The organism is Nocardia sp. NPDC055321, assembly GCF_053645575.1.
Genome location: NZ_JBSHMS010000004.1, coordinates 91972 through 103522 on the forward strand (window position 1 = coordinate 91972; position 11551 = coordinate 103522).

12 protein-coding genes are annotated in these 11551 nt (G+C 70.2%); 6 read left to right on the forward strand and 6 right to left on the reverse strand.

Going from position 1 to position 11551, the window contains the following annotated elements; translation table 11 throughout:
* Positions 1 to 98: 98 nt before the first annotated feature.
* Positions 99 to 743 carry an NADPH-dependent F420 reductase gene (locus ACWIGI_RS07515; protein ID WP_454201535.1) on the reverse strand — a complete coding sequence of 215 codons (645 nt, stop codon included), beginning with the start codon at positions 741 to 743 and terminating at the stop codon, positions 99 to 101.
* A 145-nt stretch (positions 744 to 888) separates the two neighbouring features.
* Between ACWIGI_RS07515 and ACWIGI_RS07520 the strand changes: the two genes are divergently transcribed.
* The 3 genes from ACWIGI_RS07520 (at position 889) to ACWIGI_RS07530 (ending at position 3625) form a co-directional block, all read left to right on the forward strand.
* A complete protein-coding gene (locus ACWIGI_RS07520) occupies positions 889 to 1512 on the forward strand; it encodes a winged helix-turn-helix transcriptional regulator (protein ID WP_454201536.1) in 624 nt (207 codons plus the stop codon).
* Between the two features lie 179 nt (positions 1513 to 1691).
* On the forward strand, positions 1692 to 2939 hold the full coding sequence (locus ACWIGI_RS07525) for a sensor histidine kinase (protein ID WP_454201537.1): 1248 nt from the start codon (positions 1692 to 1694) through the stop codon (positions 2937 to 2939).
* Positions 2936 to 3625 (forward strand): winged helix-turn-helix domain-containing protein, encoded by a 690-nt coding sequence (locus tag ACWIGI_RS07530; protein ID WP_454201538.1) that lies wholly within the window; start codon positions 2936 to 2938, stop codon positions 3623 to 3625. The genes ACWIGI_RS07525 and ACWIGI_RS07530 overlap by 4 nt, the downstream gene beginning before the upstream one ends.
* 64 nt (positions 3626 to 3689) lie before the next feature.
* Here ACWIGI_RS07530 and ACWIGI_RS07535 read toward each other — a convergent pair whose 3' ends face one another.
* The 5 genes from ACWIGI_RS07535 to ACWIGI_RS07555 all read right to left on the reverse strand — a co-directional run bounded on the left by ACWIGI_RS07535 (position 3690) and on the right by ACWIGI_RS07555 (position 7403).
* Positions 3690 to 4040 (reverse strand): hypothetical protein, encoded by a 351-nt coding sequence (locus tag ACWIGI_RS07535; protein WP_454201539.1) that lies wholly within the window; start codon positions 4038 to 4040, stop codon positions 3690 to 3692.
* Positions 4041 to 4409: 369 nt separating this feature from the next.
* The gene (locus tag ACWIGI_RS07540; protein WP_454201540.1) at positions 4410 to 4883 is read right to left on the reverse strand and encodes a hypothetical protein; all 474 of its coding nucleotides are present in this window, start codon (positions 4881 to 4883) and stop codon (positions 4410 to 4412) included.
* A gap of 35 nt (positions 4884 to 4918) precedes the next feature.
* Positions 4919 to 5374, reverse strand: coding sequence for a hypothetical protein (locus ACWIGI_RS07545; RefSeq protein WP_454201541.1), 456 nt, complete (start codon positions 5372 to 5374; stop codon positions 4919 to 4921).
* Positions 5375 to 5668: 294 nt separating this feature from the next.
* A complete protein-coding gene (locus ACWIGI_RS07550) occupies positions 5669 to 6340 on the reverse strand; it encodes a hypothetical protein (RefSeq protein WP_454201542.1) in 672 nt (223 codons plus the stop codon).
* A 103-nt stretch (positions 6341 to 6443) separates the two neighbouring features.
* Positions 6444 to 7403, reverse strand: a complete 960-nt coding sequence (locus tag ACWIGI_RS07555) for a hypothetical protein (RefSeq protein WP_454201543.1) — start codon at positions 7401 to 7403, stop codon at positions 6444 to 6446.
* 65 nt (positions 7404 to 7468) lie between these two features.
* Between ACWIGI_RS07555 and ACWIGI_RS07560 the strand changes: the two genes are divergently transcribed.
* The 3 genes from ACWIGI_RS07560 (at position 7469) to ACWIGI_RS07570 (ending at position 11404) form a co-directional block, all read left to right on the forward strand.
* The gene (locus ACWIGI_RS07560) at positions 7469 to 8461 is read left to right on the forward strand and encodes a Ppx/GppA phosphatase family protein (protein WP_454201544.1); all 993 of its coding nucleotides are present in this window, start codon (positions 7469 to 7471) and stop codon (positions 8459 to 8461) included.
* Complete coding sequence (locus ACWIGI_RS07565; protein ID WP_454201545.1) at positions 8458 to 10461, forward strand: hypothetical protein; 2004 nt, start codon at positions 8458 to 8460, stop codon at positions 10459 to 10461. The genes ACWIGI_RS07560 and ACWIGI_RS07565 overlap by 4 nt, the downstream gene beginning before the upstream one ends.
* A 73-nt stretch (positions 10462 to 10534) precedes the next feature.
* Positions 10535 to 11404, forward strand: a complete 870-nt coding sequence (locus tag ACWIGI_RS07570) for a sugar phosphate isomerase/epimerase family protein (RefSeq protein ID WP_454201829.1) — start codon at positions 10535 to 10537, stop codon at positions 11402 to 11404.
* Positions 11405 to 11551 lie beyond the last annotated feature (147 nt).

The following is an 11551-nucleotide window of genomic DNA, read 5'->3' on the forward strand; positions in this document are numbered from 1 at the left end:
GTCGCGGCTCGATCGGGGGCGCATCGTTCCCCGGGTCCCGCGGCGTGCGGCCTCCGGCTCGACGCCGGCGGCGTGGCGGTGGTCCGTCCGCCGACTGCCTACCCGTCGACCTCGGCGAAACTGGCCGCCAGCGGCGGGAACATCGACCGGGCGTCGTGGCCGCCGAACCACTGCCCCACCACGAAGGCGGAGGTGGCTTCGATGTAGCGCGCCTGGGCCAGGCCGCCGGCGTGGAAGGGCTCGAGCTTCAGATCCCGTGCGAGCGCCGCCACCCGGGCCACGGCGGCCGAGTCGTCCCCGCACAGCGGGACCAGCAGCGGCTGCCCGTCGAACTCGCGCGCTGAACCGGCCCACACCTCCGCGGCGCACAGGTTGAACGCCTTCACCACGTGCGCCCCGGCGGCCGTCGCCGCGATCCGCTCGGCCACGGCGTCCTCGGTGAGCACGAACTTCCCGCTGTCCGGGGCGAAGGCGTTGGTGCAGTCGACGATCGTCCGCCCGGCGTAGTCACCCGCCGCGAGCACCTCGCTCAGCGCGGAGACCGGCACCGCGAGCAGCACCGCGTCCCCGAATCGCGCCGCGTCCGCGACGGTCCCGCCCCGCGCGCCGCCCCCGATCTCCGCCGCGGCCGCGGCCGCCCGCTCGGCGTCGCGTGCCCCGACCACGATCTCGTGCCCGGCCGCGGCCCAGCCGCCGCCGAGCGCGCGGGCCATGGCGCCCGCCCCGATGATTCCGATTCGCATGTGAACTCCTCACTCGTCCTTGCGAATTCGACGGTAGAAACCGCGATGGGCACCCCGGGGTGCGCATCGAGGTGGCACGCTGAAACCCGTGACCGCCGCACCGAATTCGTCACCGCAGCCCGTACCCGCATCCGAGCCGCGGACGATGACGGTCGAGCCGGGGGCGCACACCGTCGTGGACTACGCGCAACCCGACTCGCAGCCGATCCCCCTCGCGATGCGGGCACCCGGGCGCGCAGCTGTCGCGGAGCGTCCGGCGAGAAAGCTCGAGAGCGACGAGACCGGGGGTGCGGTGGCGGAACCGAGCGGCGAGTCATCCGGAAGTCGGGTCGAGATGCCGGGCAGTACCGTGCCGACGCGGGCGGAGGCCGATGAATCAGGACCGGGGGAGGGCGAGCCGATTCGGGTCGAGTTCGCGGAATACGGGGGGCGCGAGGCGGACTGCCCGGCGCGGCTGGCGGTCGACCTGTTCGGCAACTCGTGGCTGACGGTCATCGTCTACACGCTGCGGGACGGGCCCATGCGGCCGGTCGACCTGCGGCGGGGGATCGGGGGGATCAGCCAGAAGATGCTGACGCAGACCCTGCGGCGGATGGAAGCCATGGGACTGGTCGAGCGGCGGCGGTACGCCGAGGCGCCGCCGCGGGTGGAGTACGGGCTCACGCGCGCCGGAATAGACCTGCTCGTCCCTATTTTCGCGCTGGGGGAGTGGGTGGACGAGCACGGCGACAAGGTGCGCAATTCGCTCTACCAGGACGAACCGGACTGAGCGTGCCGGGCGCGCGGAACAGCTCGATCGAGTTTGCCGAGAATCCGCCAGAAACAGACCCCGCGGAATTCGAACATTGCGTGAACGCCCGGCCAACGCCCGCGTAAGCCCCTGTGACCTGCGTGAAACTTGCCCCACCCGGGGTTTGCCCCCCGGTCGGCGACCGTACGATTCTCACTGTGAGCGTTCCACAGGCCGTGCTGTTGGCAGTCCTGGCGGCCGTCGTTGGACTGGCCGTCGGTGGATTGCTCATTCCCTATGTCACCGCTCGTCAGGAGCAGCGGCGCGTCGCCTCGGATTCGGGGCTGACGATGTCGCAGGTACTCGATCTCATCGTGCTCGCCTCCGAGAGCGGCATCGCCGTCGTCGACAAGTACCGCGACGTCGTCCTGGTCAACCCGCGCGCGGAAGAACTCGGCGTGGTCCACGACCGGCTGCTGGACGAACGCGCGTGGGCCGCGGTGCAGCAGGTGCTGGCGGGTGGCTCGGACGTCGACTTCGAACTCACCGCCAAGATCCCCATGCCCGGCCGGGCCCGGCTGGCGGTGCGCGGCGTGGCCCGCCCGCTGTCCCAGGAGAACCCCAACTTCGTCGTGCTCTTCGCCGACGACGACTCCGAACAGGCCCGCATGGAGGCCACCCGGCGCGACTTCGTCGCCAACGTCAGCCACGAGCTCAAGACCCCGGTCGGAGCCATGTCGCTGCTGGCCGAGGCGCTGCTGGAGTCCGCGGACGACCCGGATTCGGTCCGGCACTTCGGCGAACGCCTGCACGGCGAGGCCCGGCGCATGGGCAAGATGGTGACCGAACTGATCGCGCTGTCCCGCCTGCAGGGCGCGGAGAAGCTCCCGGAACTCGACGCCGTCGACGTGGACTCGGTCGTGCTGCAGGCCCTCGAACGGTCCAAGAACACCGCCGAGGTCGCGGGCATCACCGTCAGCACCGACGCCAACAGCGGCCTCGAGGTGCTCGGCGATCAGACCCTGCTGGTGACCGCGCTGTCCAACCTGGTGGAGAACGCCATCGCGTACTCCTCGCGCGGCGCGCACGTGTCGGTGAGCCGGGCGCTGCGCGGCGGCTACGTCAACATCGCGGTCACCGACCGCGGCATCGGCATCGCCAAGGAAGACCAGGAACGGGTCTTCGAACGATTCTTCCGGGCCGACAAGGCGCGCTCGCGCGCCACCGGCGGTACCGGACTCGGGCTGGCTATCGTCAAGCACGTGGCCGCCAACCACAACGGCGAGATCACGCTGTGGAGCAAGCTGGGCACGGGGTCGACGTTCACCCTGCGCATCCCGGCCCACGCCGAGGACGAGCACGGTGTGGACGACAAACTTGCCGCCGGGCTTCCGGCGGTGAAGAAGGAAACCGGCCCGCGCTCTCTCGGGCGGGCCAGAACCAACGGTGTGGAGGCAACCCGATGACGAGTGTCCTGATCGTCGAGGACGAGGAGTCGCTGGCCGATCCGCTCGCGTTCCTCCTGCGCAAGGAGGGGTTCGAGGTCACCGTCGTCGGTGACGGCCCGTCCGCGCTCTCGGAGTTCGACCGGTCCGGGGCGGACATCGTCCTGCTCGACCTCATGCTGCCCGGCATGAGCGGCACCGACGTGTGCAAGCAGCTGCGGGTGCGCAGCAGCGTGCCCGTCATCATGGTGACCGCGCGCGACAGCGAGATCGACAAGGTCGTCGGCCTGGAACTGGGCGCCGACGACTACGTCACCAAGCCGTACTCCTCGCGCGAACTCATCGCCCGCATCCGCGCGGTGCTGCGCCGCGGCGTCGGCGACGAGCCCGAGGGCGGCAGCGAGACCAGCGTGCTGGAGGCGGGCCCGGTCCGCATGGATGTGGACCGCCACACCGTGCAGGTCAACGGCCGTTCGGTCACCCTCCCGCTCAAGGAGTTCGACCTCCTCGAATACCTGCTCCGCAACTCCGGTCGCGTCCTGACCCGCGGGCAGCTCATCGACCGCGTGTGGGGCGCCGACTACGTCGGTGACACCAAGACCCTCGACGTGCACGTCAAGCGCCTGCGCTCGAAGATCGAAGCCGACCCGGCCAAGCCGGAGCACCTGGTGACCGTGCGCGGGCTGGGGTACAAGCTCGAGGCCTGATCGACAGGAAACAGCGCCCGCTTCCGAATTCGGAAGCGGGCGCTGTTCTTCGGGCCGATCGGCCCTACGCGTTGGGGTCGGCCTGCAGGGTGTAGACCCAGGCGGTGCCCAGGACCGGGAGCTCCTGCTGCTGCAGGTTGATCCAGCCGAGCGCGTCCTGCTGCTTGCAGTCGTACCAGGCCACGTCCTGGCCGTTGCCGCGGCAGGCGATGGTGTTGCTGGTGCCGTACGGGCTGACGATGATCAGCTTGCCGTTGTCCTTGGCGCTGAGCACATTCAGATCGTTGTAGGGCACGAAATCCGCGGTGCGGTCGGAGAACCGGCTGGGATCGACGTTGTCGGCGCCGGCGATCGGCGCGAGGGCGAGAACAGCACCGGCGGCCAGCGCGGCGACGGCGAACGACTTCTTGATCATGAGGCGAATGTCTAACACGTCCCGGTGAATGCGCAATGGCCTGCTGATGTCGGGCGCGCTTCCGGCGCCTCTCGAGGCGAGGTCACCGCTCGGATAGGTGCGCGAAACAGGTTTGCGCGCAGCTTGATTCGAATGTCGGGGTGGTTGCGGCGCGCTGTTCATCGAGCGTTCACCACTGTCGAATGAATCACACCCTCCGGCTATGGATCGACGCGCACTGTGGGCCGGGTCTCCCCGCGGTCGCCGGTGAGCCGGCCGGTCGATCACGGTGCCGGAGCCGCGCTGTCGCGACGGTCCCGGTCGGGTCCGCGAACGCGCCGAGCCCGCCGCGATCGGCGCGGCGGGCTCGGATCCGGGACGCGGAACGCGTTATTTCCCGGCGCTTCCGGTGAGGCTGCCGAGCAGTCCGCCGAGACCGCCCGCGCTGCCGGTGCCGCCGTTCTCGCCGCCGGGGGTGCCCGGTTCGCCCGGGTTGCCGGGTCCGGGGTTCGACGGGTCGATGACAGTGACCTCGATGGTCTTGGTGCTGCCGCCCTGCGAGCAGGTGATCAGGTGCTTGCCGGCCTTGGTCGGGGTCCAGGGGTAGCTGGACTTGCCGATCGGCATCGGCACCTTGGGCCCGCTGAGGTCCTCGCCGTCGACGCTCCAGTAGACCAGCAGGCCGATGCCGGCCCCGCTGAGTTCGGCGCTGAGCGTGTACTGCTTGTTGATCTCGTGGTTGGAGCCCGAGATGGTGATGCTGTCCACCGTGGCGGCGGCGTTGGGCGCGGCGAAGACCGCGATGGACGCGGCGGCCGCGACGCTCGCCACGCCCGCGCCGAGGCGGCGGGAAAGAATGCTCATGGGTTGGTCCTGTTCTCGGTGATGCCGGTCGGCGGCTACTTGTTGCCGGTGGTGCCGCTGGAGCCGCTGCCGAGCGGTCCGGCGGGCCCGAAGCCGCTGCCGGAGGTGGAGCTGCCCGATCCCAGCGGCGCGTCCTGCACCTCGACGACGGTCGAGCGGGTGTGCCCGCCCTGTTCGACGGTGATGATGTGCTTGCCCGCGGTCGAGGGCGTCCAGGCGATGCTGGACTGCCCGACCGGCCACGGCACCTTCGGGCTGCCGATGAACTCGCCGTTGTCGCTGAAGTACACGAGCAGTCCGGCCGCGGCGCCGCTGTGCGTGGCCGAGATCGTGTACTCCGTGCCGACGCGGAAGTCCGAGCCGTCGACGGTCACGCTGTCGACCGCGGCCAGGGCCTGCGGGGCCGAGAGCACGGCCGCCGCGGCGAGGGCGGCGAGACCGGTGAATCCCGCACCCGCCCGGCGCGCGGTCCTCGAGGGTGTGATGCGCATGTGTCGTCTCCTGGGATGTTGCTGCCCGCGGGGGTGTGCGGGCCTGTGCACCCTAAGGGACGTGCCGTGTGAAATGTGGACGTTTCGCGAAATCTATCAAACAAGCGTCCGCTTGGTTGTGGTGGATATGACTTCACCAGGGGTTTCTCGTCATATCCACCACTTCTCCTACCGTTCGGCGCTCGAAGACGAACCCGGACGGGCGTTCATCCTCGGCAATCCCGCACTGCCCGCGAGCTTGCTGCCGATGAACCAGGAGCTATCGGGCCACCGGGTGACCGGCCGGAACCGGAATCAGAACGGCAGCAGATCGGAGCTGCCGCTGCCGGCGGGCTTGGTGGTGGTCGGCGGGGTGGTGGTTACCGGCGGTTCGGTGGTCGTCGGCGGCGTGGTGGTTACCGGCGGGGTCGTCGTCACCGGGGGCTCGGTCGTGACGGGCGGGGTCGTGGTGACCGGCGGTTCCGTGGTGACGGGCGGGGTGGTGGTGACGGGCGGCTCGGTCGTGGTGACCGGCGGGGTGGTGGTGACCGGCGGTTCGGTCGTCGTCGGCGGGACCGTGGTGGTCGGCGGCGTGGTGGTCGGCACCGAACCGTCGGTCACGTTCACCACGAGCGACTTGGTGCTGCTGCCCTGGGTGAGGGTGATGGTGTGCGCGCCGGCCGTGCGCGGGGTCCAGTCGGCGCTGGTGTTGTACGCGGGCCAGGGCACCTGCGCGGCCGGGCTGGTGATGGCCTGGCCGTTGGCCTTCCAGTAGACCAGCAGGCCGAAGGACGCGCCGCTGAGGTCGGCGTGCAGGGTGTAGGTCTGGCCGACCTTGTGATCCGAGCCGGAGATGGTGATGTTGTCCACGGCGGCGGTGGCCTCGGGAGCCGAGGGGTTCGCCAGCACGACGGCGACGCCGGTGGCCACGGCCAGCCCGGCCAGGCCCAGACCGAGCGGGCGCCGGAAGGCTGAGGTGTTGCTCATGTATCTCTCCTGTACTGCGACCCCGTGAGGGGGAGGGGTCGCTCGCACAGTAGGTGAGCAGTGAAGTGAAAATACGTACTTTCAGAAAGTTACCGGCCGGTCGTCAACCGCGCTTGGCGCCCGCGGCCTTCTTGACCCCGGGAATCTTGGCCGCGGCGGCGGCCGACTTCTTGGAATGCGCCGCTTCCTGCTTGGCCGCGGCGCGCTCGTCGGCGGCCTTCTGCTCGGCGATAGCCGTCGCGGGATGCACCGCGACGATGCCCAATCCCTGGCGTCGCCGGCAGTGTGCTGCGAGTTCGTCGTAGGCGACCTGCCCGAGCAGTTCGATCAATTCCGGCGCGTACGCCTCCCAGACCGGCCGGGTGCCCACGTGCGCGTCCGGCGACCCGGTGCAGTACCAGTTCAGGTCGAGCCCGCCCGAACCCCAGCCGCGCCGGTCGTATTCGCCGATGACGGTCTTGAGGATCTCCACCCCGTCGGGCCGTTCCACCCAGTCCTGGGTGCGCCGGATCGGCAGCTGCCAGCACACCTCGGGCTTCACCGTGAGCGGTTCCAGGCCCTCGCGCAGGGCCATGGTGTGCAGCGCGCAGCCCAGGCCCTTGTCGAAGCCCGCGCGGTTCAGGAAGATGCACGCGCCGTCGAAACGCCGGGTGCGCAACGCGGGTTCGTCGTCGAGATCGTCCTCTTCGAGATAGAGCTTCTTGCGGACGCGGCCCTTGTCGTCGACCGCCTCGCCCATGAGCTGCCAATCGTCGGGTGTGAGCATTTTCACAGCCCGGTGCAGCTTCTTGCCGTCCTCCTCGTCGGAGAGGAAGGCGCCGTGCGAACAGCACCCGTCGTCCTCGCGCCCGGCGATGATGCCCTGGCATGCCGGAGTGCCGAAAACGCACGTCCAGCGCGACAACAGCCAGGTCATGTCCGCCGCGATCAAATGCTCGTCATTTGCTGGGTCGACGAACTCGATCCACTCGCGCGGGAAGTCGAGCTCTACTTCGGGAGCCGGGTCGATCTTCGCCGCTGGTCGCAGCCCGGTCGGGCCACTCGCGGATGCACCTGCCGTCACACCGCGGAACGCTAACAGCTCAGTCGCCTGGCCTGAAGCCGTGACGCACCCAGTACCGTGTTCATGTGCGGCTCGGTGTACTGGATGTGGGAAGCAATACCGTCCACCTGCTCGTGGTGGACGCGCATCGCGGTGGCCACCCGATGCCTATGAGCTCTACGAAGGCGACCCTGCGCCTGTCGGAGAGCATGGACGACCAGGGGCGGATCACGCCCGGCGGATCGGCGCGGCTGATCGCCACGGTCGCCGAATTCGCCAGTATCGCAAAGACTTCCGGTTGCGTGGAGCTGATGGCCTTCGCGACCTCGGCGGTGCGCGAGGCGACCAACTCCGACGAGGTGCTGGCGCGGGTGCGCGCCGAGACCGGGGTGAAACTCGAAGTGCTCAGCGGAGCCGACGAGGCCCGGCACACGTTCCTCGCGGTGCGCCGCTGGTATGGCTGGAGCGCGGGGCGGATCCTGAACCTCGACATCGGCGGCGGGTCGCTCGAGCTGAGCAACGGCGCGGACGAGGTGCCCGACACGGCGTTGTCGCTGCAGCTGGGCGCGGGGCGGCTCACCCGCGACTGGCTGCATCACGACCCGCCGGGCAAGCGCCGGGTGGCGGTGCTGCGGGATTGGCTCGACGCGGAACTGGTCGTGCCGTCCAAGCAGCTGCTCGAGGCCGGCCGCCCGGATCTGGCGGTGGGCACGTCCAAGACGTTCCGCTCGCTGGCCCGTTTGACCGGTTCGGCCCCCTCTTCGGCGGGGCCGCGGGTGCGGCGTACCCTCACGAGTTCCAGCCTGCGGCAGCTGATTGCGTTCATATCGAGAATGACAGCCGCGGACCGGGCAGAATTGGAAGGCGTAAGTTCCGATCGGTCACAGCAATTGGTGGCCGGCGCGCTGGTCGCGGAGGCGAGTATGCGGGCATTGTCATTGGATACGCTAGAAATTTGCCCTTGGGCACTGCGGGAAGGTTTGATCCTGCGAAAACTTGATACCGACCTGGATAATGAGCCGATAACTGGTGGTCCCAACGGCGGCCAGCCGGGCACGATCGAAACGGTGTCTCGATGACCGAGGATATTAGTCAACTGTCCGTTGCCGAACTTTTGGCGCGAAACGGACAGGGTGCGCCGCCCGCCGCGGGCGGCGGGCGCAGGCGTAGGAGTGGGCGCGGCCTATCGGTCGCCGATCTGACCGGCGATATACCGACGGTGCGCAACGGATCCTCTTCGCACGCCGCGCCGGACGACGCGCCGGAACAGGGCGCGGCCGAGCCCGCACCCCCGGCTGATTCGGGCGAATCGGACTATTCAAACTTTTCGAATTATTCGGACTATTCGAACACAAACAATGCGGATTACCCGAACTACGCCGGAAGTTCCGGTGATTTCGGGGGCGGTTCGTCGTATTCGGCCGCACCGCAGGCGGACTACTCCTCCTACTCGGTACCCGATCCGGCCCCGGAGTACTCCCCGCTGTCGGGACCGATCTCGTTCTACGATCCGCTCGCCCCGAACGCGTCCCCGCCGCCCCTACCCGGGCCCGCCGCGGAGGCGCCGCGCAGCGGCCGCAGGCGCAAGCCCGATCCGCTGTCGGCCGAGGTGCCGCTGAACCAACTGGACGGCAGCGTCCCGCCCGCGCCCGCCGAGAGCGGCGGCCGCCGGCGGCGCTTCGATCCCGACGACGAGAACACCGAGGACGTGCAGCCCTTCCGGGGGCACGACCCATCCCGCGCGGACAGCGCGATGGGCGGCCTGAACGGCTCGCTCAGCCGGGCCGACGGCGCCGCGCGCAGCTGGGACGCGGCCGCCTGGTCGCCCGACCCGCTATCGAGCCCGCCGAGCCGCGGCGCCGAACCGCCGCAGGCCGCCGCTCCGGCCCCGCCCATCTCCGCCCCGCCCATGTCGCGCTCGGCGCGCAGGCACGCGGAGGCGCAGCGCCAGAACGCCCCCGAGCGCCCGGCCGAGCCGCACTGGCAGCCCGAACCGCAGCACCGGCCCGAACCGCCGCGACAGCCGGAACCGCCGCGGCAGTGGCAATCCGAGCAGCCGTGGCCGGGCCAGGCCGAGCAACCGTGGCCGGGGCAGGCGGAACAGCCGTGGCCGGGCCAGGCCGAACAGCCGTGGCCGGGTCAGGCGGAACAACCGTGGCAGGGGGAGCGGCAGGCCGAGGTGCCGCCCTGGCAGCAGGACGCCGACCGGGAGCCCGAACCCCCGCGGCAGCCGGACATCCAGCGGCTACCCGGCGGGCGGCGGCACGACGAGCAGCTGCGCGACGGTCGCGCCGAGCACAATGCCCGCGTCGAGCACGAGGAGCGATCCGGGCTGCCGTCCTGGTCGGCGCGAAGACGTCCCGGAGCCGGGGCCCCGCCCGAGGCCGCCGGACACGATCGCACCGAGCTGCTGCCGCGCAACCGGGCCGACGGCCCGCGGGACCGGGCCGAGCCGCAGCCGAGCTGGTCCGCCGCGGACCAGGACCAGATGCTCATGTCCGGCGAGACGGTTGCCGGTGAGATGCTCCGCGATCGGCTCGAACGCGATGAGCAACGCGCCGAACATGATTCGCGCCGCGGCGGCAAACGTCGCGGTCCGGGCGGGCGGCGGCGCGGCGGCGCGGCGGTCCGGGAGCGCGATCTCGACGAGCATCTGACCGACGTCTACGAGCCGCTCGACGACGACGAGGACGACGACTACGACGACGAGCCCGGCACCTCGGTGGTCGGGCGACTGTCGGCGGTTGCCGCCCGCGCCGCGCGGCGCGCGCGTCCGGCGCCGTCGCGGGCGCGGACCGACCTGTCCGAGGACGAGGAGCATCGCAGGCAGTGGCTGGTGCTGGCGGGCCAGAGCACGGGCGCGGCGGTCGCGGGCATGTTGCTGTTCAAGGGTTTCGAGCGTCTGTGGGAAATGCTCCCGTGGGTTGCCCTGGCCCTGTCGATGATCGTCATCCTCGGTTTGGTCGCACTCGTGCGGGTGCTGCGCCGGACCGACGATATTTTCAGCACTGTGATTGCGGTCGTCGTAGGCGTCTTCGTGACGCTGGGACCGCTAGCCTTTCTACTCAGTACGAACTGAGCAGGGAGCAGCAGTGGGGAATATCGTGCAGGGGGCGAACATCGAAGACCGAGCGGTGCGGGGGGAAGTCCGGATCGGGCTTTCCACCGCGTCGGTGTATCCGGAGAACACCGAGGCCGCTTTCCGCTACGCGGCCGAATTGGGTTACGACGGAGTCGAACTCATGGTGTGGGCGGAACCGGCCAGCCAGAGCATCTCGACCGTGCAGTCGTTCATGCACAAGTACGACGTGCCCGTGCTGGCCGTGCACGCGCCGTGTCTGCTCATCTCGCAACGGGTCTGGGGGTCGGACCCGGTGGCGAAGCTGCGGCGCAGCGTGCACACGGCCGAGGCGCTCGGCGCGGCGACGGTGGTGGTGCATCCGCCGTTCCGCTGGCAGCGCCGCTACGCCGAGGGCTTCGCGCAGCAGGTGGCCGAGCTGGAGAACGAGAGTCCGATCGCGGTGGCGGTGGAGAACATGTTCCCTATGCGCGCGGACACGCTGTTCCGGGGCAGCTCGGTGCGCAGGCTCGAGCGCCGCGGCGGTCCGGGGCCGTCGCTGACCACCTTCAGCCCGTCCTACGATCCGACCGACACCGGGTACCGGCACTACACGCTGGACACCTCGCACACCGCGACCGCCGGGGTCGATCCGCTGGCGCTCGCGCGCCGCATGGGCGCCGGCCTGGCGCATCTGCACCTGGCGGATGGCCGTGGCGCGGCCACCGACGAGCATCTGATTCCGGGTGAGGGCACCCAGCCGGTGGCCGAGCTGTGCGCGATGCTGACCGCGGGTGGTTTCGGCGGCCAGGCCGTGATCGAGGTCAACACCCAGATGGCCCGCACGACGATGGATCGGGCGGCGATGCTCAATCGGGCGCTCACGTTCGCGCGCAAGCACCTGAACGGCGTCACCCCCACTCCGGCCCCGGAACCCGAGCCGACGGGCGCCAGCCGCCACTGAGGGCCCGGGAATCGGCCGCGCGGGGGCGCTGCGGGCCGGGTGGTCGTGTTGTCGCGCTCGGCCCGCGCGCGAGCGCCCGGTCGGTCCTGCCCCGCCAGTGATTCCCGCCACGGGAATACCGATTGGTGTACCCGGCGCTTGTACGCT